The organism is Neisseria sp. P0008.S004 (assembly GCF_051962755.1).
Classification (GTDB): Bacteria; Pseudomonadota; Gammaproteobacteria; order Burkholderiales; family Neisseriaceae; genus Neisseria; species Neisseria subflava_A.
On record NZ_JBQCUZ010000009.1, the window covers coordinates 44,247 to 69,252 of the forward strand.

Sequence of the window (25,006 nt, forward strand, 5' to 3'; positions counted from 1 at the left end):
GGAAGCTCCATTATTAATTTAATTTATCAACCGTAACTCTAGCTGATTTACAACTTTTTAACAATCCTTAACTTTTTAATTTTTTGAAAAGATGCCTTTACGTTTCAGACGGCCTTTGGGAAAACAAACTATAAATAAGATTTTAAATAATAAATAGAAGATGATATTGAGTGCAGACACAGCTTGTTGATAACTTTGATTACAAAAATTTTTCAAATACTTAGCTGATATTTTTTGATGAGGATAAAGTATTGTCGGCCTTGTTTGCAGATGTGGATAAAAATTTCCTACTGCTTTATTCTGTGGGTAACTTTTTGCCTGTGCACAATCTTAGCCTGTTTTATACTTCTCCAATTGGAACTGATTGACTAGAGAAATAGTCAAATGGTTTTTTATTTCAAGTTATTTTCATATTTCCTTTTATTTAAGCTGGGAAAAGGCCGTCTGAAAATATTTCAATAAGGGTGTGCATATGAAGTTTTCCTTTAGTATTAACCTGTTATCCGTTTTGATTTTGGCCGCTTGTGCGCAACAGCCGGTTCAAAAGCCTCAAGTTTCCCTGCCCTCTGTATCTGTGGATAACCATGCGCCGGAGCAAGGAACAGGGCTGACGGAGCAGAAATTAATCCGCGCCAAGCATTATATGGCGGCGTCTGCCAATCCGCTGGCAACTGAAGCCGGTTATGAAATTTTGAAGCGCGGCGGCAGTGCGATAGATGCGATGATTGCCATGCAGACAACTTTGGGACTGGTTGAGCCGCAGTCTTCCGGATTGGGCGGCGGTGCGTTTTTGGTGTATTGGGACAATAAGGCGAAAAAGCTGACGACGTTTGATGCCCGAGAAACGGCGCCGAAAGCGGCAACGCCGGAACTTTTCTTGGATGAAAACGGCAAACCGATGGGCTTTATGAAAGCAGTGGTCGGCGGCCGTTCGGTCGGTGTGCCGGGAATTCCGAAGCTGCTGGAAGATGTCCACAAGCGTTACGGCAAATTGCCCTGGGCAAGTTTGTTTGAGAAACCGATTACTTTGGCGGAACAAGGTTTTGCCGTTTCTCCGCGTATGGCGAAATCCATCGAACAAAATTTGGAACCCTTGCAACGTTATCCGCAAACCGCCGCTTACTTCCTGCCTGACGGCAAACCTTTGGCTTCGGGAACGGTTTTGAAAAACCCTGAATTTGCGCGTTCCGTACGCCTGTTGGCGGAAAAAGGCAGTGCGCCGTTTTATCAGGGAATGCAGGCGCAGAATATTGTTCGTGCCGTTACCGGTGCTGTGGATAATCCTGGCAAAATCAGCATGGCGGATTTGAAAAACTATCAAGTTATCGAGCGTAAGCCGGTTTGCGCGCCGTATCGTGAATATGAAGTTTGCGGCATGGGCGCGCCAAGTTCGGGCGCGATTGCTTTGGGTGAGATTTTGGGCGTCTTACAAAATCAGGATATGAGGGCGTTGGGATCGGAAAATATTCACAGTTGGCGCTGGATAGGCGATGCGTCGCGGATTGCTTTTGCCGACCGTGATTATTATGTCGGCGATCCTGCGTTTGTGAACGTTCCGACCCGCGCCATGATTTCTCAGGCTTATTTGAAACCGCGTGCCGAAGAAATCCGCAAAGCTGACAAGGCATTGGAAACTATTCAGGCAGGTCAGTTCGGCAAGGTATACGCGCAGGGCATGGCGGTCGAGCTACCGTCTACTAGCCATTTGGTGGTTGTGGATAAAGACGGCAATGTCGTGTCGATGACGACTTCGATTGAAAACGCGTTCGGTTCGGGGCTGATGGCAAACGGTTATCTGCTCAACAACGAATTAACCGATTTTGCCTTCAATCCTGTCGGAGAGGACGGTAAAACGGTGGCAAACAGCGTTGCCGGTGGAAAACGTCCGCGTTCTTCGATGGCGCCGACCATTGTGATGAAAGACGGAAAACCTTATATGGCGGTCGGTTCGCCGGGTGGCAGCCGCATTATCGGTTTTGTCGCTAAAACGCTGGTGGCGCATATCGATTGGGGTATGGACATTCAGACGGCAATTTCACTGCCGAATATGCTCAATCGCGGCAGCCAGTATGAAATCGAGGATAAAACAGCGGCTGCGGATAAAGCGGCTGCGTTGGAAAAATTGGGCTACAAAGTCCAAATCCGCGATTTGAATTCCGGCGTGCAAGGCATTGTGATCGGCAAAGACAGTTTGCTCGGCGGCGCCGACCCGCGCCGTGAAGGCAAGGTCATGGGCGATTGATATTGTCGGTTTGACATGCAAAGGCCGTCTGAAACCTAGTTGTTCAGACGGCCTTTTAGTTTAGGAAAAAATATGGATAAGATGTGTATAAGAATAACGCTAAATTTTAATGTTTTTATTTTTCAATAAGATAAAAAGGATGAATATGTGGATAATTACTTGTGGAAAATGACATGATTTAGGCCGTCTGAAAGGTTCAGACGGCCTTTTCATTGGACTGCTTTATCTATTTTCTATCAGGCTGCCGGCAACTCGTGAAAAGCGGTGGGCAAATCTTCGTCATCGGCAAACTCAACCCATTCGTAAGCGGTTTCATCTGCCAAAACGGCACGCAACAGCGCATTATTGATGGCATGGCCTGATTTGTAACCTTCAAATGCGCCGATAATCGGATGGCCGACAATGTATAAATCGCCAATCGCATCAAGGATTTTGTGGCGGACAAATTCATCGGGATAGCGCAAACCTTCCGGATTCAAAACATCCATGTCGTCAATCACGATGGCGTTGTTCAAATTGCCGCCCAGTCCGAGATTGTGGGCGCGCATCATTTCCACTTCGTGCATAAAGCCGAAGGTACGGGCACGGGCAATCTCATCGATATAGGATTTTCCTGCAAAATCAATCTCGAAAGTAGGTGCGCTTCGGTTGAATACGGGATGATCAAATTCGATGGTTAAAGTAACTTTAAAGCCGTCATAAGGCGTAAAGCGCACCCATTTTCCGGTTTCTTTGATTTCAACGGGTTTGAGGATTTTTAGAAAACGTTTTTGGGCTTTTTGATCGACAACGCCTGCATCTTGTAATAGGTAAATAAACGGCAGGCTGGAGCCGTCCATAATCGGAATTTCAGGCGCGTTCAATTCAATCAAGGCATTGTCGATGCCATAGGCAGACAGAGCCGACATAATGTGTTCAATCGTGCCGATGCGTACGCCTTTATCGGTAACGATGGTTGAAGAGAGGCGGGTATCGTTGATCAAATAAGGATTCAATTTGATTATTTCGCCCATTTCCCCACTTAAATCGGTACGGCGGAACGAAATACCGCTGTTTTCTTCGGCAGGATGCAAAGTCAGAGCGACCCTTTCGCCCGAATGCAGGCCAACGCCGGTAACGCTTACTGATTTGGCTAAAGTCCGTTGCAGCATAATTGCTTCCTTTTAAAAAGTCTGATGGGCAAATGATACGTTAAAAAGGAAAAAACAAGCCATCATTTTTAATAGTATTTGCCAATATGGATGTTTTGCGGGTGTGAATTTCAAAATTTTAATTATCCACAATAGCATGTGAAATTGAAGTGGGTAATTTGGGTTTTATCCACAGAAAAATAGAAGAACTAAGATTCTATCCTTTTTTATTCCGGCATTCAGTTGGGGTTGGCCTCAAAGATAAAAAGCGACTATCAAATTGGTTTTAAAGAAAGTTATTCCGTTATCCACAGATGGTTTGGTTCTTCATCAAAATCATCATTTTAAAAATTAAAATATTATAATTTGAAGAAAACACTGAATTATCAACACAAAAATGGCAAAATACGGAGGAAATAGAACTAAGTTTATGATTTCCATAAACTTATGAAACTTTTAAGATTGGAAAAAGGTTTTTATGAAATAAAATATCAAAATTAAGGACTGATTCGATTTACCTGATATTTTCCTACAAACAAGAATTTCATGTTTTCTTTATTTAAATCAAACAACTTAAAAGTAATTATCTTTAATCCTAGAAAGTAATTTTATTTCAGGATACAATGGCCTTACTGAAAAATTTTTCCCATTCCATCTAATTAGGAGTAGCAAAATGAGTATTAAAGTAGCGATTAATGGTTTTGGCCGTATCGGTCGTCTGGCATTACGTCAAATTGAAAAAGCCCAAGGTATCGAAGTCGTTGCTGTTAACGACTTGACTCCTGCCGATATGCTGCTGCACCTCTTTAAATACGACAGTACTCAAGGCCGCTTTGAAGGCTCTGCCGAATTGAAAGATGATGCGATTGTTGTGAACGGCAAAGAAATCAAAGTATTTGCCAATCCTAATCCTGAAGAATTGCCTTGGGGCGAGCTGGGTGTGGACGTTGTCCTCGAATGTACTGGTTTCTTTACCAATAAAACCAAAGCGGAAGCCCATATCCGTGCCGGTGCGCGCAAAGTTGTAATTTCGGCTCCTGGCGGCAATGATGTGAAAACTGTCGTATACGGCGTAAACCAAGATATTTTGGACGGCAGCGAAACCGTTATCTCCGCCGCTTCTTGTACGACTAACTGTCTGGCCCCTATGGCTGCGGTATTGCAAAAAGAATTCGGTATTGTTGAAGGCCTGATGACCACTATCCACGCTTATACCGGCGACCAAAACACCCTTGACGCGCCACACCGCAAAGGCGACTTCCGCCGCGCCCGTGCCGCTGCCTTGAATATCGTACCGAACAGCACCGGTGCCGCTAAAGCCATCGGCTTGGTTATCCCTGAATTGAACGGCAAACTTGATGGTTCTGCCCAACGCGTTCCTGTAGCCACCGGCTCTTTGACTGAACTGGTTTCTGTTCTCGAACGCCCTGTTACCAAAGAAGAAATCAATGCAGCCATGAAAGCTGCCGCCAACGATGCTTTAGGCTACACTGAAGATCAAATTGTTTCTTCCGACGTCATCGGTATCGAATACGGCTCACTTTTCGATGCGACTCAAACCCGCGTGATGACAGTTGGCGACAAACAATTGGTAAAAACCGTTGCTTGGTACGACAATGAAATGTCTTACACTTGCCAATTGGTTCGTACCTTGGAATTTTTTGCCAGCAAAATCTAAAAAATAACGGGCTGAATCAATCAGTCTGTGGATAATTAAAAGGCCGTCTGAACATTTCAGACGGCCTTTTGTGTGTAGATAGATTCAATTTGCAATCAGATTGTGGATAGTTTAATCACTGTGGCACATTTGTTTTCTATCCTAAACTGCACTTCATAATCCGCAATATTCATTACATAAACCCGTTCGGGAATATCTTGATAGGCAGGGCGAGGATCTTGGGCGATGCTTTGCTCAATGAGATGTTTTTCTTCTGTGGATAAATGTTCTGCAAGCGTACTTTCTGCCCAGACAACGTTCAATTCTTCAGGTTTGCCGCTGACAAAGCCTGATGATGCGTCAGGTTTGGATTCGACAAACGGGATGTAGGGTTTGATATCCACTACCGGAGTACCGTCTAATAGGTCTGCGCCGCTGCAATAGATGCGGACAGGTTTGCCTGTTTCGATGCGTTCGAGTTTCAGCAGGGATAAACCGAGATGATTGGGGCGGTGCGGGCTGCGCGTGGCAAATACGCCCATTTTTTGTTTGCCTCCAAGCCGTGGCGGACGCACCATTTGCGCCCAACCTTCATCCAATACGCCGTGGAAAATAAAACTTATCCACACGTAGTCGAAATCTTCCAAGCCCCGAACGCTGTCTGTGGTAAATTCAGGATTGAATTCAATGCAAATTTCTGCCGCAGGAACCAAACCGGGTTGGCGGGCAATGCCGAATTTTTGTTTGTAGGGGGAATGAACGGTTGCAATAGGCGTAATCGAATAGGACATAATTTATGGATAAAAATTCTGTGCAAACTGTCATCATATCACAGATGTTTTCCCACATTTTGCGGTAGTAATTTGTTATAATACAAAGCATTTATTCCAAATGTCCGTACATTGGTAATAAATGCTCAATTCAAATTATATAAATAAAATCAATAGGTTATATTAATCCATGATTGTTTCCATCGATGTAGATGCACAAAAAACGTTTACGCCTTTGTGCCCGAAAGAATTGCCCGTTGCCGAAGGTCATCTGATTGCGGATGAACTCAATGCTCAAGCTGCATTGGCGGATTTACGCGTAATGACGAAAGATGCGCATCATGCCGCGGCAAAATGGCTTGTGGATAATCCTGTTGATATGTTGAAACCGACGGGTTTACCCGATGCGGATTTGACTTGGGTATCGCATGCGATGGTTGGAACATATGGCTATGATTTGTTGGATGGCCTGCCTTCAGCCAAAGAATACAATTATTGCGTTTGGAAAGGCGTCGATCCTGAGTTACATCCTTACGGCGCATGTTTTCACGATATTGAAGAAAAGCTCAGTACAGGTTTGATCGAATGGTTGCGCTGTCAAAATGCAGATACAGTCATTGTCGGCGGTTTGGCAACGGATTATTGTGTGAAAACGACAGTTTTACAGTTGCTTAAAGGCGGGGCTTGGAAAGTCATCGTCAATCAGGCGGCTTGCCGTGGCATTGCTCCGGAAACGGTTGAATCTGCATGGCGGGAAATGCGTTCTGCCGGAGCTATTATTTTAGAAAACGCCGAAGAAATAAAAAAATACATTAATAATCAATAAAGTATATTTAAAATTCTGTTGTTTCACGTGAAACATTTTTCAAAATATGAAGATTTTACTTGTCCGCTTGTCCAGTATGGGCGATTTAATTCACACGTTACCCGCAGTTGAAGATTTGGCGCGACAATGTCCTGAGGTAGAGCTCCATTGGCTGTGTGAGGCAGGGTTTGCAGATATTGTCCGCTTGCATCCTTTTGTCAAAAAGGTTCATGTAATGAAATGGCGGCAATGGCGCAAACAGCTTTTTCAGGCTGAAACTTGGCGTGAAATAGGCCGTCTGAAAACAGATTTACAGGTTGAATCTTTTGATTTTGTTTTAGATAGTCAAGGACTGATTAAAAGCGCATGCTTTGCCAAAATGGCGAAATCCCCTATTTACGGTTTAGATAAACACAGCACGCGTGAAAGTTTGGCTGCCTTTGCATACAGTAAAACATTTGCCGTGCCGAAAGGCAAAAATGCGGTCTGGCGAAACCGTGAATTATTCGCCCAAGTATTTGGTTATACAATGCCTGAAACGCAGGTATTTGGTTTGTCGGTTCCTGAATCAGGCCGTCTGAAAAATTTGCAATCCCCTTATTACGTTGCTTTGCATGCAACCAGTCGAGACAGTAAATTATGGCCGGTAGAACACTGGCGTGCATTATTGAAAAAGTTGAATGAAGAACAACAATGCAATGTATATTTGCCGTGGGGAAATGAAACCGAAAAAATGCGTGCCGAACAGATTGCAAGCGATTTACCGTCTGCTTCGGTTTGCGACAAAATGAATTTATTACAGGCTGCATTTTTATTGAAAAACGCAGAGGGTATTATTGGCGTAGATACCGGACTACTGCATCTTGCCAATGCACTGGAAAAGCCTGTTGTAGGAATTTATACAGATACAGATCCGGCCAAGACCGGCGTTCAAGTTTCGGCTTATGCAAAAAATTTAGGCGGTATTGCTCAAATTCCCAATGTTGACGAGGTTTATCAAACCTTGATGGATTGTGTTGCAGCATATGGTAAATAATTGCAGGGGAGTTGGATTTATTTTCTGAGTAAATGCTTTAGAAATGATATAATTCCGCTCTATTTACCAAGATTTATACAAATTTGGTTTTATCATGTTGGTGAAAACCGAATTGGATTTTATATAAAGAATGTATCAAAAGCAGTATGCTAGATTTGATGGACATTCTTTTTAGGAGAATTGAATGAAAGCACTGGTCGCAGTAAAGCGCGTAGTGGACTATAACGTCAAAGTTCGTGTGAAAGCCGATGGTTCCGATGTGGATATCGGTAATGTCAAAATGTCGATGAACCCGTTTGATGAAATCGCGGTAGAAGAAGCTGTCCGTTTGAAAGAAGCCGGAAAAGTAAGCGAGATTGTTGCTGTTTCTCTTGGCGAGAAAAAATGCGAAGAGACGTTGCGTACTGCTTTGGCGATGGGTGCCGACCGTGCGGTTCATGTTGAGACTGATGCGAAGTTGGAGCCTTTGGCCGTTGCAAAATTGCTGAAAGCTGTTGCGGATAAAGAAAATCCGCAAATTTTATTGCTGGGCAAACAGGCAATTGACGATGACGCCAACCAAGTTGCCCAAATGCTGGCTGCGTTGTTGAATGCGGCTCAAGGTACTTTTGCATCAAAAGTGCAAATTGAAGGCGAAGAAGCATTGGTAACCCGTGAAATTGACGGCGGCGAAGAGACTGTTGCATTGAAGCTGCCTGCGGTCATTAGTGCAGATTTGCGTTTGAACGAACCACGCTTTGTCAAACTTCCTAATATCATGGCGGCAAAGAAAAAACCTTTGGAAAAATTAAGTCCTGCCGATTTGGCTGTGGATATTTCTCCGCGTTTGAATACCGTGAAATTTGCCGAACCTAAAGCACGTCAAGCTGGTGTGAAAGTGGCTGATGTTGCCGAGTTGGTTGAAAAGCTGAAAAACGAAGCCAAAGTGATCTAAGGAGTATGAAATGAGCGTATTGATTATTGCAGAACATAATAACCAACATTTGAATCCTGCCACTTTGCATGCGGTAACGGCTGCCGCCAAATTGGGTAATGTAGATTTATTGGTTGCCGGCAGCAATGCTGCTGCGGTGGTTGAAGAGGCAAAACAGGTTGCAGGCGTGGCGAAAGTTTTGGTAGCCGATGCGCCCTATTACGCTGAAGGCTTGGCAGAAGAATTATCGCCTTTGGTTGTTAAATTGGCTGCGGATTACCGCTATGTGGCTGCGACTGCAACTGCGTTTGGTAAAAATCTTCTGCCCCGGGTCGCTGCCCTGTTGGATGTGCCACAAGTTTCGGACTTAACTGAAGTTGTGGATAACTCGACATTTGTCCGTCCGATTTATGCCGGTAATGCATTTGAAACCGTTCAATCCAATTCTGAAAAACTGGTGCTGACTTTCCGTGCAACCGCATTTGATGCTGCCGGACAAGGCGGTAATGCAGAAGTGGTCAATGTTGAGGCAACGCCTGCTCAAAACCTGAGCCGTTTCGTAAACCGTCAACTTTCCCAGTCTGACCGCCCTGAATTGACTCAGGCAAAAGTGATTGTTTCCGGTGGCCGTGCGTTGGGCAGCGCTGAAAAATTCAATGAAGTATTGACTCCTTTGGCTGATGTTTTGGGTGCGGCGATTGGTGCATCCCGTGCAGCAGTGGATGCCGAGTATGCGCCAAACGATGCCCAAGTCGGACAAACCGGTAAAGTGGTTGCGCCGCAACTGTACTTTGCTATCGGTATTTCCGGTGCTATCCAACACGTTGCCGGTATGCAGGACAGTAAAGTAATTGTTGCCATCAACAAAGATGCTGACGCTCCGATTTTCAATGTGGCAGATTACGGCTTGGTTGGTGATTTGTTTGAAGTTGTGCCTCAACTAACTGAAGCACTGAAAAACTAATGTTTCACGTGAAACGTTCAGACGGCCTTTTACAACAAAGGCCGTCTGAAAATATTTTGGCATGATTACGACCTATAAAACCATTACCACACCGACACAGGCTGAATTTAAAGATAAAGGCAGCCGCTTCATTGCATACGCCTATCCGATTCGCACTTTGGCCGATGTGAAGAAGTATTTAGACCCATTAAAGGAAGAACATCACAAGGCACGACATTGGTGCTATGCCTATCGATTGGGTGTGGATGGAATGCAGTTTCGCGCAAACGATGATGGAGAACCGTCCGGAAGCGCAGGCCGCCCTATTCTGGGACAGATTGATTCTGTCGGCGTAACGGATGTGTTGGTTGTGGTTGTGCGTTATTTTGGCGGTACGCTATTGGGCGTTCCCGGTTTGATTCATGCTTATAAGGAATCAACGACTCAGGCATTGGCGATAGCTGAAGTTGTTGAAAAGAATGTCGAAAAGACAGTTTGGTTGAAATGTGAATATCCTGTTTTGAATGAGGCTATACGGATTGCCAAACAATATCAGGTCGATATTGTGGAACAGGATTTGCAGCTGGATTGTAAGTTGACAGTGAAAATAGCGTTGGCCGATTATGAAGCTTGTATTGCTGCTTGGAAAAATACGCGCCAAATTGAAATAGATACTGAAAAGCCGTTTGAATAAAAGGTCGTCTGAACATATTTGAGAAATCAAAAGTTTCAGACGGCCTTTGAAGTTTTAGCCTTGGTATCTGTCTAAAGCATTTACACTTGAGCGCAGGTGTTCCCAAGCCAGTTGATGAAATTCCCCTAGTGCGTTCCATAGGGCATCTTCGCTCATAATGCTGTATTCGCCCTGTGTTCGCAAATCAACATCTGCCCCTTCTTCAATGGCTTGATGGCATGCTTGGTATTCGTTGGTATAGAAGTCATCCATGTCTTGCATGAGGCTTGCAGCATGTTTCCAACGGGCGATATCTGCTTCCAGTTGCGGCAGTAATTCGCACCATTCGCGGTATTTGCTTTGAATTTCGTCAATACGTTTTTGCATGATTTTCCTTTCGTTGTTTGAAATTAGAGTATGGTTGTCTTGGTGCAATATTATTCTTAATTTGAAACAGCTATGCAAGATGGAACAATATTCCATCGATTGAATTTTATTTACAACATCTATTCTTCAAGGAGATGGTATGAAATTGCTCGTTATTGGTAATGGTGGACGTGAACACGCACTGGCTTGGAAATTGGCGCAGTCGGCTAAAGTAGAAATTGTCTTTGTTGCACCTGGTAATGCCGGAACGGCAATTGAGCCTAAACTGCAGAATGTGGCGTTGACGGCACATCAAGATTTGATTGATTTTTGCCGTAATGAAAATATTGCCTTTACCGTAGTCGGCCCTGAAGCGCCTTTGGCTGCGGGTGTGGTGAATGACTTCCGTGCTGCCGGATTGAAGATTTTTGGCCCGACTCAATACGCGGCCCAGCTGGAGAGCTCAAAGGATTTTGCTAAAGCGTTTATGGCAAAATATAACATTCCAACCGCGCAATACCAAACCTTTGAAAATGCCGATGCGGCACATGATTACGTCAATCAAAAAGGTGCGCCAATTGTTATTAAGGCGGATGGTTTGGCTGCCGGTAAAGGCGTGATTGTCGCCATGACTTTGGATGAAGCCCATGCCGCTATTGACGATATGTTGTTGGGCAACAAAATGGGCAATGCAGGCGCGCGTGTCGTGATTGAAGATTTCCTGCAAGGCGAGGAAGCAAGCTTTATCGTTATGGTGGACGGCAATCATGTTTTGCCGATGGCAACCAGTCAAGACCATAAACGCCTGTTGGATGACGACAAAGGCCCTAATACCGGCGGTATGGGCGCATACAGCCCTGCTCCGGTGGTAACGCCTGATGTGTACGAGCGCGCGATGAATGAAATTATTTTGCCGACCGTGGCAGGTATGAAAGCAGAAGGTCATGAGTTTACCGGCTTTTTATACGCGGGCTTGATGATTGATAAAACCGGTGCGCCTTATACCATTGAATTCAACTGCCGTTTCGGCGACCCTGAAACCCAGCCGATTATGAGCCGTTTGGATAGCGATTTGGTGGACTTGGTTGAAGCGGCAATCGACGGCAAACTGGATAGTGTTGCTGCCAAATGGAATCCGCAAACTGCAGTAGGCGTGGTGTTGGCCGCACAAAATTATCCTGACTCCCCGAAAAAAGGCGATGTGATCTTCGGCTTGGATAAGGCCAATCAAATCGGTAAAGTTTTCCATGCCGGTACTGCAACGAATGAAAAAGGAGAAGTTGTAACCAACGGCGGCCGTGTATTGTGTGTAGTCGGTTTGGGCGATGATGTTGCCCAAGCTAAAAGCAAGGCTTATGAGGCATTGGAAACAATCCGTTTTGACGGTATGCAATACCGTAAAGACATTGCCGATAAAGCCATCAACCGTTAATAATGAATAGAAATAGGCCGTCTGAACACAGATTGTCCGACAATCTCAGTTTCAGACGGCCTTGGTATGATGATGATGTTTCCCAGAATTTTATCGGCTGCAGCCCAATGCAGGCTGCAGGCGCATCTTAAAAAAGGCGGTTTGGTCGCCTATCCTACCGAGTCTTGCTATGGCTTGGGCTGTGTCCCTACTTTGCCTAAAGCACTCAATCAACTGATTCATCTGAAAAAACGACCGCAACACAAAGGCATGATTGTCATTGGCCATAGCTTGGAACAGTTGCAACCTTTGCTGCAAAGGCCGTCTGAAAATATCCAAACTATGCTGCATGAAGCATGGCCTGCTCCGAAAACTTTTTTATTGCCGGTCGGCAAAAAAGTATTGCCATCATTGCGTGGAAAAGGACGCAGTAAATTGGCTGTCAGAGTTCCTGCGCATGTAGGTGCAAGGCGTTTGTGTCAGGTTTTGGAAATGCCTTTAGTCTCTACTTCATGCAATCGTGCAGGAAAACGGGCATGCAAAACGGAAAGGGAAGTCAGAAGACAGTTTGGCAGGAAAGTCTGGGTTGTAGGCGGATTGATAGGTAAGCAGAAAACGCCCAGCCAGATTATTGACGGAGAAACAGGGGCAAGGCTGCGTTAAAGAAGAATTGTATTTTCAAAGGAAAGGTATTTATTTGGAGAAGCAAATTTTTTCCAAAAGATTGGAATACCTGTGTGAAAAGCATTTAGCGCAGATCCAGTTTGATGCATAGCAGTCTAGAGGATAAAGCAGTATTTTGTGAAAGAATGAAGCAAATTTTGAGCGTAAATGAATCGCTTTAATAAATTATTTTTGAATAAACAAATTTTGTGGATAAATTTGAAGATAAATTTCCATAAAAACATAAAAATGCCGTCTGAAACTTGATATTCAAAGCATTCAGACGGCCTTTTAAATATTTAAACTGTGGATAACTTTGTGAATAAGTGTGGATTAAAGCTTATGTCCGCACACAGTTTCGTATTGTTTTTCAGTAATCGTACCGCTCATGACGCTCATTGGGCGGATGCTGGTCGGAGTATAGCTTTGGTTGGAAATTACCCGGCCGTGTTCGTCCATCAGTTGCAGCGCTGCCAGGCGATAGGTTTTGTTTGAGCAATGAATTTCCCAGCTGCCGATGGCTGTTTTATAGGCCGGCGTGTTGACGAAACGTTCCTCTTTCAGTTTGGAAACGGTTTTTTTATCGCGGAAAGTAACCAGTGCGCCATTTCTTTTAATGCTGCTTCTATCAATAGCCACTTTGATATTGCCTTCAGAGATGGTGCCGATGTTGGTCCAGCTGCCGCCGCCGCTCGATGTGGTGGTTGTTTCACAGGCACTCAACATCAAAGCCGCAAATACGGTTGCAGCTAGGGAAAAACGTTTGATATTCATAAAACCTCATTATTTACAGAAAGTCAGCCGATATTATCCGTGAAGATGGCATATATCGTAAATCGATTTTGCAAAGTTGAACCTCTGAAAAGAATTTTATGAAAAATACGCTGAAAAGGCCGTCTGAAACCTGTCTTTCAGACGGCCTTGGAGTGTAAAATCATGTATAATTGCAAACAATTTGGTTTTCATCCCATAGGAAGATCCGACATGATTAACCCTATCGCTGCACTTTCCCCATTAGATGGCCGCTACGCCAAATCCGTTGAAGCATTGCGTCCGATTTTCTCCGAATACGGCCTGATGCGTGCGCGTGTCAAAGTTGAATTAAACTGGCTCAAAGTCCTTGCCGCCGAACCTAAGATTGTAGAAGTTCCTGCTTTCAGCGATTTTACGCTTGCCGAAATCGACAAAGTGATCGAAAACTTCTCGCTTGAAGATGCTGCCGCCGTCAAAGCTATTGAGGCGACCACCAATCATGATGTCAAAGCCATCGAATATTGGCTTAAAGAACGCTTCTCCGGCGTGCCTGAAGTGGCTGCTGCCAGCGAGTTCATCCACTTTGCCTGCACCAGCGAAGACATCAATAACCTGTCCCACGCTTTAATGCTGCAAGAAGCGCGTGAGACTGTTTTGCTGCCGAAACTGGCCGAAATCATCAAAAAACTGACCGGCATGGCGCATGAGTTGGCTGCCGTCCCTATGATGAGCCGCACGCATGGCCAGCCTGCGACACCAAGCACATTGGGTAAAGAAATCGCCAATGTCGTGTACCGCCTGCAACGCCAGTTCAAAAACCTGCAAGCGCAAGAGTTCCTCGGCAAAATCAACGGCGCAGTCGGCAACTACAATGCCCATATGGTCGCTTATCCCGATGTGGATTGGGAAACCCATTGCCGCAACTTCGTTGAAATCAGCCTCGGCCTGACCTTCAACCCCTACACCATTCAAATCGAGCCGCATGACTATATGGCGGAATTCTTCCAAGCCATCAGCCGTGTCAACACGATTCTGATCGACTTCAACCGCGATGTTTGGGGCTATATTTCTTTGGGTTACTTCAAACAAAAAGTTAAAGCAGGCGAAGTCGGTTCTTCCACCATGCCGCACAAAGTCAATCCGATTGACTTTGAAAACTCCGAAGGCAACCTCGGTATGGCCAATGCCGTATTGGGCTTTTTGTCTGAAAAACTGCCGATTTCCCGTTGGCAGCGCGACCTGACCGACAGCACCGTATTGCGCAATATGGGCGTAGGCGTGGGCTATACCATATTGGGCTTTGCCGCCCATCTGCGCGGTCTGAACAAGCTTGAGCCGAATCCTGCCGCCCTTGCTGCCGATTTGGACGCTACTTGGGAGCTGCTGGCCGAGCCGATTCAAACCGTAATGCGTCGTTACGGCGTAGCCAATCCTTACGAGAAGCTGAAAGACCTGACACGCGGTAAAGACGGCATTACGCCTGAAGTGTTGAAACTCTTTATCGAATCGTTGGAAATTCCGGCAGAAGCCAAAGCCAAATTGCTTGAGCTGACCCCTGCGTTGTATGTGGGTAAGGCCGAAGAGTTGGCAAAACGAATTTGATTTATAAAAAAGCCATTTGAATCTTCAAATGGCTTTTTTTGAATTAAATATATAGTATGAAAATAATGAAGAAAGTTTTAGATGTTTAAATATTTTCCAAGTAAGGAAAATTTGATTATATGGTTACCAATCGGCTTGTTAGTCAGTATATTACATTTTCATGGAAAAATTCCTTTTAAAAATATATTTGATACTTTTATGGGTTTGACTCCAATATATGTATTATTGGCATATCTTCATTTTCTTAGGTTTCTACAATTATGTAATTTTCCGTATCTTGTTTCTATTCAAATAGAGGCAAGAATTATTGATGTTTTAAATAGTATTGTCTCTTTTCTAATTGGATTTTCGATATGTACAAGTTTTTTTATACCCTTTTGGAAAGAAAGTTCTAAAGGATATCTCTTTCTTTTATGTTTTAATATTGCGGTTCTAGTGTTTACGATGCTTCCTATATGCTTGCATTTATGGAAAGAAATTAGAGATAAAAAAATTAAATATATTTTGATATCAGTAATGTATTTAATACTTTCTGTTGCATCATTTTATGACATGACCAAATAAATTATAAATTTAAGGCCGTCTGAAATCTTTTTCAGACGGCCTTTTTCGATTCAATCCGTTATTTCACTTTGTCTTTCAATGCACCGTAGCCGGCTGCGTCCATTTCTTCCAAAGGAATGAATTTCAAACTTGCGCCGTTGATGCAATAGCGCAGGCCGCCTTTGTCTTTCGGGCCGTCGGGGAAGACGTGTCCCAAGTGTGAGTCGGCGGCGTGGCTGCGCACTTCGGTGCGGCGCATGTTATAGCTGAAATCGTCGTGTTCGGTAACGGCGGAGGCATTAATTGGATGGGTAAAACTCGGCCAGCCGCAGCCGGAATCAAATTTGTCGGCAGAGCTGAACAGGGGTTCGCCGCTGACGATGTCCACATAAATGCCGGGTTTGAACAAGTGGTCGTATTCGTGGCTGAAGGCGTATTCGGTCTCGCTGTTTTGGGTAACCTGGTATTGCTCTTCGGTCAGAATGCGTTTGAGTTCAGCAGCGCTGGGTTTTTTATACGTTGCCGCGTCAAAGCCTTTGCCTTGAGGGACGGCTTTGGTTTTGCTCGGCAGCGGTTCGTCGGCTTTGCGGATGTCGATGTGGCAGTAGCCGTTGGGGTTTTTAATCAGGTAGTCCTGATGGTATTCCTCGGCGTCGTAGAAGTTTTTTAGCGGCTCGTTTTCGACGACGAGGGGAAGTTTGTATTTTTGCTGCTCGCGTTTGAGTGCGGCGGCGATGACGGCTTTTTCGGCGGGGTCGGTGTAGTACACGCCGCTGCGGTATTGCGTGCCGGTGTCGTTGCCTTGTTTGTTGAGGCTGGTTGGATCAACGACGCGGAAGAAATATTGCAGGATATCGTCTAGGCTGAGTTTGTCGGCATCATAGGTGACTTTAACGGTTTCGGCATGGCCTGTATCGCGGTAGGACACGTCTTCGTAGCTTGGGTTTTCCGTTTTGCCGTTAGCGTAGCCGGATACTGCGTCAACCACGCCGTCTATGCGTTGGAAATAGGCTTCCAAGCCCCAGAAGCAGCCGCCGGCGAGGTAGATGGTGCGCGTATTCATGATTGCTGAATCCTTTTTCTGTGTGTCGGGTTTGTAAAATGTGTTTTTCAGACGGCCTATATCGGCATTCGGGTCGCGGATTAAAGCCAATGCCTGCGCTTCGTTGATGCTGCCTTTGACGATGCGCTGCACGTCGCCGTCTTTGCCGATTAATGCCCAAGAAGGGTAAACACTGATATTCAGGCTTTGGGCGATGGTGCCGCCGTTGTCGGTAACGACGGGCAGCTTAGGATAGTTCAAACCGGAATACCATTTTTGAAAGTCGCCGTCTTTTTTCTCGTGTAGAAAACCGGGCGAGGCAACGGTAATCAGGTTGGCAGAACCGAATTTTATATCTTGCGCCCATTTTTCGGTTTGTCCCAATTCGGACAAACACAAAGGACACCAACTTGCCCAAAATTTAATCAGGGTGGGTTTGTCTTTTTTTAGGAAAACACTGGCAGGGCGGTTGTCAGGGGTTTTTAATGAGGACAATGCCTGCGGTACGGTTGCGGCTTCGGTATCCATCATTTTGGATGAGCAGGCGCCAAGCGCAAGCAGGCAGCCGAACTTGGTGCAAAGTGAAAATAATGTGCGGGGATTCATCTCTATGTTTCCTGTATGGATGGTTTATCTTATTAGACGTTGGAAATGCCAAAACCTGACAACCTTGATTTTCAGACGACCTTGCCACGTAAAATACGCTACAATACTCCCTATTTCAAGTTTCTAAAATTAAAAGGAAAATTTAATGTTCAGCTTCTTCCGTCGCAAGAAAAAACAGGAAACTCCGGCTCCCGAGGAGGCTCAAGTTCAGGAAACCGCAGCAAAAATAGAATCTGAAGTTGCTCAAGTAGTTGAAAATATTAAAGAAGATGCCGAATCTTTAGCAGAAAGCGTCAAAGGGCATGTTGAATCAGTTGTCGAATCGGCTGTTGAAACTATCAGCGAAACCGTCGAGCAGGTTCGGGAAACTTTGACCGAAACGCCGTCTGAAACAGTTGAAAAAGTAGAAGAACACGTTGAAGCGGCAAAAGAAGCGGCTGTTGAAACCGCCAGCGAGACTGTTGAACAGGTAAAAGAAACCGTTGCCGAGATGCCGTCTGAAGCGGTCGAGGCTGCTGAAGAAGTGGCAGAACAGGCTGAGGCAGTCAGAGAAGAAGCTGTTGAAACCGTCAGCGAGGTTGTTGAGCAGGTAAAGGAAACCGTTGCCGAGATGCCGTCTGAAGCGGCCGAGGTTGCTGAAGAAGTAGCGGAACAAGCTGAAGCAGTCAAAGAAGAAGCTGTTGAGGCAGTTAGCGAGACTGTCGAGCAAGTTCAAGAAGCCGTTGTGGAAATACCGGTTGAAGCCCCTGCTCCGGCAGAAGAACACAAGCTCAGTTGGGCTGCGCGTTTGAAACAAGGCTTGACCAAATCACGCGACAAAATGGCAAAATCGTTGGCCGGCGTGTTCGGCGGCGGACAGATCGACGAGGACTTGTACGAAGAGCTGGAAACCGTGCTGATTACCAGCGATATGGGCATGGAAGCCACCGAATACTTGATGAAAGACGTGCGCGACCGTGTCAGCCTCAAAGGCCTCAAAGACGGCAACGAATTGCGCGGTGCGCTGAAAGATGCGCTGTACGACTTGATTAAGCCTCTGGAGAAACCTTTGGTCTTGCCGGAAACCAGGGAGCCTTTCGTGATTATGCTTGCCGGTATCAACGGCGCGGGTAAAACCACGTCTATCGGCAAACTCGCCAAATACTTCCAAGCGCAGGGTAAATCTGTGTTGCTGGCGGCAGGCGATACTTTCCGTGCCGCTGCGCGTGAGCAGCTTCAAGCTTGGGGCGAGCGCAACAATGTAACCGTGATTTCGCAAACCACAGGCGATTCCGCAGCCGTTTGCTTCGATGCCGTCCAAGCCGCGAAAGCGCGCGGGATCGACATCGTGCTGGCTGATACTGCCGGCCGTTTGCCTACGCAGCTTCATTTGATGGAAGAAATCAAAAAAGTGAAACGCGTGTTGCAAAAAGCCATGCCGGATGCGCCACATGAAATCATCGTTGTTTTGGATGCCAACATCGGTCAAAACGCCGTCAACCAAGTGAAAGCCTTCGACGAAGCGCTGGGTCTGACCGGACTTATCGTCACCAAGCTAGACGGTACGGCCAAAGGCGGTATCCTTGCCGCCCTTGCCTCCGACCGCCCTGTTCCTGTCCGCTACATCGGCGTAGGCGAAGGCATCGACGATTTGCGTCCGTTTAATGCCAAAGCGTTCGTGGATGCCCTATTGGATTAAACAGACAGGTTGAGGTTTGTAAACGCAGTTTGCGGGGGATTTCTGAGCCGTATTTTGAAAGGCTTCGCATTCGGTTGGTACAAAAGCCAAACAGGCTGTTAAAAAGGCCGTCTGAAACCTAAAATCAGGTTTCAGACGGCCTTTATTTATTTACGGGTTTAGTTTTTCCGTGCGGTAACAAACTCGGCCAGTTGGCGCAGGCGCAGGGCTTTGTCGCCGAATGGCTCGATCAGGGCAACGGCTTCTGCAATCAGCGTTTCTGCGTAAGTACGCGCGGCCTGAAGGCCCATCAGTTTGACGTAGGTCGGTTTGTCGTTGTCCGAGTCTTTGCCGGCGGTTTTGCCCAAGGTGGCGGTATCGGCTTCGCAGTCCAATACATCGTCGATCACTTGGAAAGCCAGGCCCAATTTGGCGGCGTAGTGGTCTAAGGTTTGGATTTGCGCCGGTGTTAAGTCCGGACAGGAAAGTGCGCCTAAGGCCACGGCCGCGCGGATGAGCGCACCAGTTTTGAGGCTGTGCATCTGTTCCAATTCGGCCTGATTCATGGCTTTGCCGACATTGGCAAGGTCGATGGCTTGTCCGCCCGCCATACCGAGGCTGCCGGATGCCTGAGCCAGTGTGGACAACATGGCAAGCTGGCGTTCGGCAGGCAGGCCTGTCGGACGGCTCAATACATCAAAGGCTTGGGTTTGCAGCGCATCGCCGACCAAAAGGGCGGTTGCTTCATCGTATTGCACATGGCAGGTCGGTTTGCCGCGGCGCAGGCTGTCGTTGTCCATCGCCGGCATATCGTCGTGAACCAACGAATAGACGTGCACCATTTCGATGGCTGCCATGGCCTGCTCGACGGCGTTTTGGTTTGCTTCGCCCAATTCGGACGCGGCAAGCACCAAGAGCGGGCGCAGCCGTTTGCCGCCGCCGAGGGTAACGTAACGCATGGCTTCGTGCAGCGTATGCGGCACTTGGCTTTCAGACGGCAAGAAATGCGCCAGCAGCAATTCGGTTTGCGCTTGGGCTTTTTGTTGCCATGTTTTGAGTTCATTCGCCGGGTTCAAGGTTCAACTCCTTCAGTTCGCCGGCATCCAAGACTTGCAGTTTCTGCTCGACTTCCGCCAATTTGGTTTGGCAGTATCTGACCAATTCGTTGCCTTCCTGATAGGCGGCCAAAGCGTCTTCCAGCGGCATTTCGCTGCTTTGCATGGCTTGAGTCAGGGTTTCGAGGCGGGATAAGGCTTCTTCAAAGGATTGGGGGGCGTTTTTTTTCATGGTTTGAAATGATGGGCAGAAAAGGGGAATTGTAGCATTTTTAGATGATGAAGGCCGTCTGAACAGGGGATGAAAACGAAATCAAAGATTTCTGTTTCTTCGTTCAGACGGCCTTTTTTCAAACGGAATAACGTTATCAGCCCGGTAAAACGGCTTTTTGATAGTTGAGCGCGATAAACTGCTTCTCGGCATCCAATTCGGTGATTTTGAACAATGCCTGTGATTTGGGCAGCGCGTCAAACGGGATACCGGTCGCGCGCGTTACCAGCGGCAGGCCTTCAATGCGGACGAGGTCTTCTTTGAGGATGGTGGCCGTCAGCTCGCTCGTGCCTTGCTGTTGCAGATAGACAAGGCTCCAGTAGGCTTCCATTTGGCGTTGGAAGTCGGCGTAGGCTGTATAGGCGGCATCGAAGTCGCGCAGCGCGGCGAAAAGCTCGGCATCGCTGTTTTGATACAGTGGCTCGGCAGAGTCGTCGATCAGGCTGATCAGCTGCTTTTGGTTGATGTAGTCGGCGGCGCGGCGCAGCGGCGAGGTAAACCAGCCATAATGCTGCACGCCCATGCCGATGTGCGGCTCGGATTTGGTGCTCATGCGCACTTTGCCTGCCGGTTGGACGCGGAAAAGGCCGGGCAGCTCGTTTTCGTCCAGCATTTGCGCCCAAGTGCTGTTGGCAAGAATCATCATCTCGCTGACCAGCGTATCGATGGGCGAACCGCGTTCGCGGCGGACGACGGATACGTTGCCTTCCTCATCCAATTCGATGCTGTAATCGTATTGCGGCGCGCGGTCGGGCTCGTATTTGCCGCGCGCTTTTTGCAGGGCGATGGCGAATTGATAGAACCAAATCAGGTCTTGATGGTGGGCAAACATCATTTCGCCGGCTTCGTCCAAGCCGGTTTCGGCGTTGAAATGCGGTTCGATGGCTTGAATGCGCAGGTTTTCGGCGATGTTGACGGCTTCGATTTTGCAGGTTGGCGCGCCGACGTTGAACTCGCCGTCCACATCAAAATAAATGCTGACGGCAGGGCGGTACGCGCCCGCATCAAGGCTGAACGCGGCAATCCAGTTTTCGGGCAGCATGGTGATTTTGCCGCCGGGGAAATAAACCGTGCTTAAGCGTTCCATGATGTTTTTTTCCATTTTGTCGCCTTGTTTAATGGCAAGCGACGGCGCGGCAATGTGGATGCCGACGCGTTTCATGCCATTGCCCAAGTCGGTCAGGCTCAAAGCATCGTCCACTTCGGTAGTCGATTCGTCGTCAATGGAAAAGGCGGTAACGTCGGCTTTGGGCAAGTCGGGCATTTCAGGAAGCGGAAGGTCGGGGAAGCCTGTTCCTTTGGGGAAGTATTTGATTTCAAACCCGTCTTGCAGGTATTGGGGAATGGACGTAATGCCGCCTGTCTTTTTCGCCAGTTCGTAGGCAGAGATTTTCAGCGCGTCGGCGGCTTTGGTAAAGGCTTTGTAAGTCAGCGACTGCTTGTCGGGCGCGTGCAGGATGGTTTTCAAATCTGCCGCGATTTCAGACGGCATCTCGCCGCGTTTCAAGGCTTCCGCCCAAGCGTCGATTTGCGCGTCTTGCTGTTTTTTGCGTTCGATGGCGGCAAGCGCTTGTTTCAAAGTTTCTTCAGGCGCGGCTTTGAACACGCCTTTGGCTTTTTTATAGAAATACATCGGCGCGGCGTACAGCGCAATCAAAGTTGCCGCCAGCTCGGTTTTGGTCGGTGCATGGCCGAAATATTCTTCGGCAATCGCCTCAGCGGTAAATTCCTCTTCGCCGCATACTTCCCACAATAAATCGGTATCGATGTCCGCCGCCTGCGCCTGCGCGTTCTCTAAAAACGCCGCCATATCGCCGTCAAACTCGGCAAAGACATTATTTGCCTTCACTTTGGTGCGTTTGCCGTGTTGGGTATCGACTTGGTAGGTGGCGTCGTTTTTTTGGACGATGGAGGCAACTTTGAATTGGCCGGACTCTTCGTAAAAGATATTCATTTTTTTAGGATTTTATGATTTGTAGGAAACGCGTGATTTTAGCAGATTTGCACAAGAAAGGCCGTCTGAAAAACATACTTTCAGACGGCCTGTTCAAACGGCGGATGATTAATACTGATATGCCGCCAGTTTGCGTTTGATTTCAGGCAGGGCGGCGCGTGCGGCTTGTTCGCCCAATTGGATGGCGCGTTGTTTTTGGTCGAAACCGCCAATCGAGCCCAGCTCCAAAACCTGCGGTTTGATGACCACATTGGCTTGGCCCAATTCTTGGTGTAAGGCGGTTTGGCTCATCACGTTGAAGGTTTGGTCAAGATAGGAGAACATACCTTGGCTGACATTTTTGGCCGGACGGGCGGAAATATCGACGGCAATGATGAAGTTTGCCCCCAGTTTTTTCGCCGCGCTGACTGGTACGGGCTGCGACAGGCCGCCGTCCACATATTTGCGACTGCCGATAACGACAGGTTGGAACACGTTCGGAATCGAAGCAGAAGCGCGGACGGCCTGTCCGGCATTGCCTACGTTGAATACCACCGGTTTGCCGCTTTCAAAATCGGTCGCAACGGCGGCAAATTTGATGGGGAACTGCTGCATCGGGCGGTTGCCGACTTTGCGGTTGATGTAGTTTTGCAGTTTTTCGCCTTTGATGAAGCCGCTGGTGGACAAGGTCAAATCCACCAAATCGGTTTTACCCAAAATTTCCGCTTCCAATTCGAGGCGGTCGGGCGACATTCCCGAAGCGTACATACTGCCGACAATCGAGCCGGCAGATGTACCAGTAACGATTTTGACCGGAATATTGTTTTCTTTCAAAACCTTAATAATCCCGATATGGGCAAAGCCTTTGGACGCGCCGCCGCCCAAAGCCAGCGCAACCGTGGCTTTCGGTTTGGGTGCAGTATGCGAAACCGTATTTTGACCCTGCGTAGAAGGTTTGGATTGCGGCGCGTTGCCGCTCGGACAGGCAGCCAATACCAAGACGGACGAAGCGGCTAAAAACGTTTTGAATGTGGAAAAAAGTTTATTCATGTTCAGACAGCCTTTAATATGTCGAAGGGGTTATTTTACTCTGAAATTAAGTCGAAAGGCCGTCTGAAATCAAGTTTCAGACGGCCTTTTAAATCCAGCTCAAGCCAATTCGAGCTGTTTTTCCAAACTCTCGACCAGTTGGTCGTCCAAATTCAAAGCTTGGGACAAACGGCTCAGGAACACAATTTCCTTGCGCGACAAGTCCGCGCAGACCAATCGGGCCGCCAGATAAGTTTCGGCTGCCAAAGCCTCGTCATTGCCGACCGAAGCGGCAATTTGCTCGATGGAGGCCGGTTGCGCATATTCCGCCTGCAACCATGCCGCCGTTTCCGCATCGCTGCCGCTTTCACGCTCAATGGCCGCGCGTTCCGCATCGTCAATCAGGCCGTCTGAAGCCGCCGCCGCAATCATCGTTTGCAAAATCACACGGCTGTGGTTTTCACCAATCAGGCCGGCAGGTTGGAACGCACTTTGCGGCAATTCGTCCTGCTGGCGGTTTTGTTTCCAGTTTTGATAGCCTTTATAAGCCAGAAAACCCAAAGCGGCAACCGAGCCGGCCTTGACCAGCTTCTTTGCGTTTTTCTTTTTCAACAGCATCGATGCCAAAGCACCCGTCAGCGCGCCACCGCCGAAAGAATTGAGCGGGCTGTCCGCCACCGCTTTGCCGCCTTTTTGAGCCGCACCCAAAACCTGATTGAGCAACTGACTGAAATCCATAAAAAAATCTCCTGAAAACCAATACATTGCAAATATAGAGTAGAAACACCCAAAAACCAAGCCAAAGAAAGTTAAAAGGTGCAAACAAGTTTTCAGACGGCCATAGCCGACTTTCGGTACAATCACACCATTCCAAACAATAAACTCCATCATGACCGATACCGCCCAAATTATTACCAGCTATGGCCGCCGCTATATTGTCCGCACCCCCGACGGCCAAATATATGACGCCACCACCCGCAAAAAACGCGTCGATTTCGCCTGTGGCGACCAAGTCCGCATCAGCCCCATCAACGGCGAACAAGTCGTGATTGAAGACTACCTCCCGCGCGAAAGCCTGCTCTACCGCCAAGACGCATGGAAAACCAAACTGATTGCCGCCAACGTTACCCAACTGCTCATCGTAACCGCCGCCAGCCCCTCACCCAGCGAAGCCCTGTTACAACGCGCCCTCCTCGCAGCCGAAGCGGCCGGCATTAACGCCGTCATCGTCCTCAATAAAGCCGACCTCCCCAAAACCGCCCAATGGCGCGAGAAACTCAAATTCTACGAAACCCTCGGCTACCCCGTGGTCGAAACCAACGCATTGGAAAACGCCGACATCCTGCGTCCCATTTTAGAAGGGCAAACCAACATCCTGCTCGGACAAAGCGGCATGGGCAAGTCCACCCTGACCAACTCCCTACTCGGCAACCAAGCCGCCCGAACCGGCGACATTTCCACCGCGCTCGATTCCGGCAAACACACCACCACCCACGCCCAACTGTACGATTTAGACGCAGAAACCCGACTCATCGATTCCCCCGGCCTGCAAGAATTCGGCCTGCACCATCTCCAAGCTGCCGATTTATTACAATACTTCCCCGACCTGCGCCACCTTATCGGCCAGTGCCGTTTCCACAACTGCACCCACCGCGCTGAACCCGGCTGCGCCGTCAAAGCCGCTGCCGAATCAGGCGAAGCCAAACCCGAGCGCATCGAATTTCTGCAACGCGTTACCGACGAATTATTGAGATAAAGATTGAACGGAAACTAAGCGTTTGGATAAATAAAAAGGCCGTCTGAAACTTTCAGACGGCCTTTTTTTAAAGGGGTATACGGATTTAATGGTTGATGGGGCACCTTCACCCCATCAATCTGATACCACCCTCAGATGGTTGATAGATCG

The 25,006-nt window shown here is 47.5% G+C and carries 22 protein-coding genes; 12 read left to right on the plus strand and 10 right to left on the minus strand.

The annotated features are described in order from the left end of the window. Positions 1-472 precede the first annotated feature (472 nt). Complete coding sequence (gene ggt / locus ACTHSW_RS09785) at positions 473-2,242, plus strand: gamma-glutamyltransferase (protein WP_070461528.1); 1,770 nt, start codon at positions 473-475, stop codon at positions 2,240-2,242. 236 nt (positions 2,243-2,478) lie between these two features. Here ggt and lpxC read toward each other — a convergent pair whose 3' ends face one another. Beyond that, positions 2,479-3,393: a UDP-3-O-acyl-N-acetylglucosamine deacetylase gene (lpxC, locus tag ACTHSW_RS09790; protein WP_070461527.1), complete on the minus strand. Its 915-nt coding sequence runs from the start codon at positions 3,391-3,393 to the stop codon at positions 2,479-2,481. Positions 3,394-4,045: 652 nt separating this feature from the next. Here lpxC and gap point away from each other — a divergent pair. Continuing rightward, positions 4,046-5,050, plus strand: coding sequence for a type I glyceraldehyde-3-phosphate dehydrogenase (gene gap / locus ACTHSW_RS09795; RefSeq protein WP_049335677.1), 1,005 nt, complete (start codon positions 4,046-4,048; stop codon positions 5,048-5,050). Between the two features lie 95 nt (positions 5,051-5,145). Here gap and tsaA read toward each other — a convergent pair whose 3' ends face one another. After that, positions 5,146-5,820, minus strand: a complete 675-nt coding sequence (tsaA, locus tag ACTHSW_RS09800; RefSeq protein WP_004519192.1) for a tRNA (N6-threonylcarbamoyladenosine(37)-N6)-methyltransferase TrmO — start codon at positions 5,818-5,820, stop codon at positions 5,146-5,148. Positions 5,821-5,989: 169 nt separating this feature from the next. On the opposite strand from tsaA, the gene ACTHSW_RS09805 reads away from it, so the two are divergent. The 5 genes from ACTHSW_RS09805 to ACTHSW_RS09825 all read left to right on the plus strand — a co-directional run bounded on the left by ACTHSW_RS09805 (position 5,990) and on the right by ACTHSW_RS09825 (position 10,190). Further along, positions 5,990-6,625, plus strand: coding sequence for a nicotinamidase (locus tag ACTHSW_RS09805; protein WP_004519191.1), 636 nt, complete (start codon positions 5,990-5,992; stop codon positions 6,623-6,625). Positions 6,626-6,671: 46 nt separating this feature from the next. Beyond that, the gene (gene waaC, locus ACTHSW_RS09810) at positions 6,672-7,640 is read left to right on the plus strand and encodes a lipopolysaccharide heptosyltransferase I (RefSeq protein WP_070461526.1); all 969 of its coding nucleotides are present in this window, start codon (positions 6,672-6,674) and stop codon (positions 7,638-7,640) included. 184 nt (positions 7,641-7,824) lie between these two features. Then, a complete protein-coding gene (locus ACTHSW_RS09815; RefSeq protein WP_003686610.1) occupies positions 7,825-8,574 on the plus strand; it encodes an electron transfer flavoprotein subunit beta/FixA family protein in 750 nt (249 codons plus the stop codon). Between the two features lie 10 nt (positions 8,575-8,584). Further along, entirely contained in the window at positions 8,585-9,517 is a 933-nt protein-coding gene (locus ACTHSW_RS09820) for an electron transfer flavoprotein subunit alpha/FixB family protein (RefSeq protein WP_070461525.1), read from the plus strand. Positions 9,518-9,578: 61 nt separating this feature from the next. Continuing rightward, a complete protein-coding gene (locus ACTHSW_RS09825; protein ID WP_070461524.1) occupies positions 9,579-10,190 on the plus strand; it encodes an IMPACT family protein in 612 nt (203 codons plus the stop codon). 54 nt (positions 10,191-10,244) lie between these two features. On the opposite strand, the gene ACTHSW_RS09830 is transcribed toward ACTHSW_RS09825, so the two are convergent. Continuing rightward, the gene (locus ACTHSW_RS09830) at positions 10,245-10,556 is read right to left on the minus strand and encodes a DUF4298 domain-containing protein (protein ID WP_003747758.1); all 312 of its coding nucleotides are present in this window, start codon (positions 10,554-10,556) and stop codon (positions 10,245-10,247) included. 139 nt (positions 10,557-10,695) lie between these two features. On the opposite strand from ACTHSW_RS09830, the gene purD reads away from it, so the two are divergent. After that, positions 10,696-11,967, plus strand: a complete 1,272-nt coding sequence (gene purD, locus ACTHSW_RS09835; RefSeq protein ID WP_070461523.1) for a phosphoribosylamine--glycine ligase — start codon at positions 10,696-10,698, stop codon at positions 11,965-11,967. A gap of 72 nt (positions 11,968-12,039) precedes the next feature. Continuing rightward, positions 12,040-12,609 (plus strand): L-threonylcarbamoyladenylate synthase, encoded by a 570-nt coding sequence (locus tag ACTHSW_RS09840; RefSeq protein ID WP_070461562.1) that lies wholly within the window; start codon positions 12,040-12,042, stop codon positions 12,607-12,609. A gap of 333 nt (positions 12,610-12,942) precedes the next feature. On the opposite strand, the gene ACTHSW_RS09845 is transcribed toward ACTHSW_RS09840, so the two are convergent. Beyond that, positions 12,943-13,383, minus strand: a complete 441-nt coding sequence (locus tag ACTHSW_RS09845; protein WP_004519182.1) for a surface-adhesin E family protein — start codon at positions 13,381-13,383, stop codon at positions 12,943-12,945. Between the two features lie 210 nt (positions 13,384-13,593). On the opposite strand from ACTHSW_RS09845, the gene purB reads away from it, so the two are divergent. Continuing rightward, positions 13,594-14,964 carry an adenylosuccinate lyase gene (gene purB, locus ACTHSW_RS09850; RefSeq protein ID WP_004519181.1) on the plus strand — a complete coding sequence of 457 codons (1,371 nt, stop codon included), beginning with the start codon at positions 13,594-13,596 and terminating at the stop codon, positions 14,962-14,964. Between the two features lie 622 nt (positions 14,965-15,586). Here the strand turns inward: purB and msrAB are convergent. Then, entirely contained in the window at positions 15,587-17,155 is a 1,569-nt protein-coding gene (gene msrAB / locus ACTHSW_RS09855) for a bifunctional peptide-methionine (S)-S-oxide reductase MsrA/peptide-methionine (R)-S-oxide reductase MsrB (RefSeq protein WP_039861899.1), read from the minus strand. 145 nt (positions 17,156-17,300) lie between these two features. Between msrAB and ftsY the strand changes: the two genes are divergently transcribed. Further along, the gene (gene ftsY / locus ACTHSW_RS09860) at positions 17,301-18,833 is read left to right on the plus strand and encodes a signal recognition particle-docking protein FtsY (RefSeq protein WP_004519177.1); all 1,533 of its coding nucleotides are present in this window, start codon (positions 17,301-17,303) and stop codon (positions 18,831-18,833) included. Between the two features lie 158 nt (positions 18,834-18,991). On the opposite strand, the gene ACTHSW_RS09865 is transcribed toward ftsY, so the two are convergent. The 5 genes from ACTHSW_RS09865 to ACTHSW_RS09885 all read right to left on the minus strand — a co-directional run bounded on the left by ACTHSW_RS09865 (position 18,992) and on the right by ACTHSW_RS09885 (position 23,838). Next, positions 18,992-19,888: a polyprenyl synthetase family protein gene (locus tag ACTHSW_RS09865; RefSeq protein WP_070461522.1), complete on the minus strand. Its 897-nt coding sequence runs from the start codon at positions 19,886-19,888 to the stop codon at positions 18,992-18,994. Then, the gene (locus ACTHSW_RS09870; protein ID WP_003681131.1) at positions 19,872-20,099 is read right to left on the minus strand and encodes an exodeoxyribonuclease VII small subunit; all 228 of its coding nucleotides are present in this window, start codon (positions 20,097-20,099) and stop codon (positions 19,872-19,874) included. Before ACTHSW_RS09870 ends, ACTHSW_RS09865 begins: the two co-directional genes overlap by 17 nt. Before the next feature lie 136 nt (positions 20,100-20,235). Next, entirely contained in the window at positions 20,236-22,092 is a 1,857-nt protein-coding gene (locus ACTHSW_RS09875) for a ribonuclease catalytic domain-containing protein (protein ID WP_070461521.1), read from the minus strand. Positions 22,093-22,200: 108 nt separating this feature from the next. Beyond that, positions 22,201-23,121 carry a patatin-like phospholipase family protein gene (locus ACTHSW_RS09880; RefSeq protein ID WP_070624876.1) on the minus strand — a complete coding sequence of 307 codons (921 nt, stop codon included), beginning with the start codon at positions 23,119-23,121 and terminating at the stop codon, positions 22,201-22,203. A 99-nt stretch (positions 23,122-23,220) separates the two neighbouring features. Next, entirely contained in the window at positions 23,221-23,838 is a 618-nt protein-coding gene (locus ACTHSW_RS09885) for a tellurite resistance TerB family protein (protein ID WP_036492402.1), read from the minus strand. A gap of 151 nt (positions 23,839-23,989) precedes the next feature. Here ACTHSW_RS09885 and rsgA point away from each other — a divergent pair, with 151 nt between their 5' ends. Continuing rightward, on the plus strand, positions 23,990-24,856 hold the full coding sequence (gene rsgA, locus ACTHSW_RS09890) for a ribosome small subunit-dependent GTPase A (RefSeq protein ID WP_107811095.1): 867 nt from the start codon (positions 23,990-23,992) through the stop codon (positions 24,854-24,856). Positions 24,857-25,006 lie beyond the last annotated feature (150 nt).

Coding starts and splice junctions, on each gene's coding strand:
- ggt (WP_070461528.1), top strand. CDS start 473: ATGAAGTTTTCCTTTAGTATTAACCTGTTATCCGTTTTGATTTTGGCC.
- lpxC (WP_070461527.1), bottom strand. CDS start 3,393: ATGCTGCAACGGACTTTAGCCAAATCAGTAAGCGTTACCGGCGTTGGC.
- gap (WP_049335677.1), top strand. CDS start 4,046: ATGAGTATTAAAGTAGCGATTAATGGTTTTGGCCGTATCGGTCGTCTG.
- tsaA (WP_004519192.1), bottom strand. CDS start 5,820: ATGTCCTATTCGATTACGCCTATTGCAACCGTTCATTCCCCCTACAAA.
- ACTHSW_RS09805 (WP_004519191.1), top strand. CDS start 5,990: ATGATTGTTTCCATCGATGTAGATGCACAAAAAACGTTTACGCCTTTG.
- waaC (WP_070461526.1), top strand. CDS start 6,672: ATGAAGATTTTACTTGTCCGCTTGTCCAGTATGGGCGATTTAATTCAC.
- ACTHSW_RS09815 (WP_003686610.1), top strand. CDS start 7,825: ATGAAAGCACTGGTCGCAGTAAAGCGCGTAGTGGACTATAACGTCAAA.
- ACTHSW_RS09820 (WP_070461525.1), top strand. CDS start 8,585: ATGAGCGTATTGATTATTGCAGAACATAATAACCAACATTTGAATCCT.
- ACTHSW_RS09825 (WP_070461524.1), top strand. CDS start 9,579: ATGATTACGACCTATAAAACCATTACCACACCGACACAGGCTGAATTT.
- ACTHSW_RS09830 (WP_003747758.1), bottom strand. CDS start 10,556: ATGCAAAAACGTATTGACGAAATTCAAAGCAAATACCGCGAATGGTGC.
- purD (WP_070461523.1), top strand. CDS start 10,696: ATGAAATTGCTCGTTATTGGTAATGGTGGACGTGAACACGCACTGGCT.
- ACTHSW_RS09840 (WP_070461562.1), top strand. CDS start 12,040: ATGATGTTTCCCAGAATTTTATCGGCTGCAGCCCAATGCAGGCTGCAG.
- ACTHSW_RS09845 (WP_004519182.1), bottom strand. CDS start 13,383: ATGAATATCAAACGTTTTTCCCTAGCTGCAACCGTATTTGCGGCTTTG.
- purB (WP_004519181.1), top strand. CDS start 13,594: ATGATTAACCCTATCGCTGCACTTTCCCCATTAGATGGCCGCTACGCC.
- msrAB (WP_039861899.1), bottom strand. CDS start 17,155: ATGAATCCCCGCACATTATTTTCACTTTGCACCAAGTTCGGCTGCCTG.
- ftsY (WP_004519177.1), top strand. CDS start 17,301: ATGTTCAGCTTCTTCCGTCGCAAGAAAAAACAGGAAACTCCGGCTCCC.
- ACTHSW_RS09870 (WP_003681131.1), bottom strand. CDS start 20,099: ATGAAAAAAAACGCCCCCCAATCCTTTGAAGAAGCCTTATCCCGCCTC.
- ACTHSW_RS09875 (WP_070461521.1), bottom strand. CDS start 22,092: ATGAATATCTTTTACGAAGAGTCCGGCCAATTCAAAGTTGCCTCCATC.
- ACTHSW_RS09880 (WP_070624876.1), bottom strand. CDS start 23,121: ATGAATAAACTTTTTTCCACATTCAAAACGTTTTTAGCCGCTTCGTCC.
- ACTHSW_RS09885 (WP_036492402.1), bottom strand. CDS start 23,838: ATGGATTTCAGTCAGTTGCTCAATCAGGTTTTGGGTGCGGCTCAAAAA.
- rsgA (WP_107811095.1), top strand. CDS start 23,990: ATGACCGATACCGCCCAAATTATTACCAGCTATGGCCGCCGCTATATT.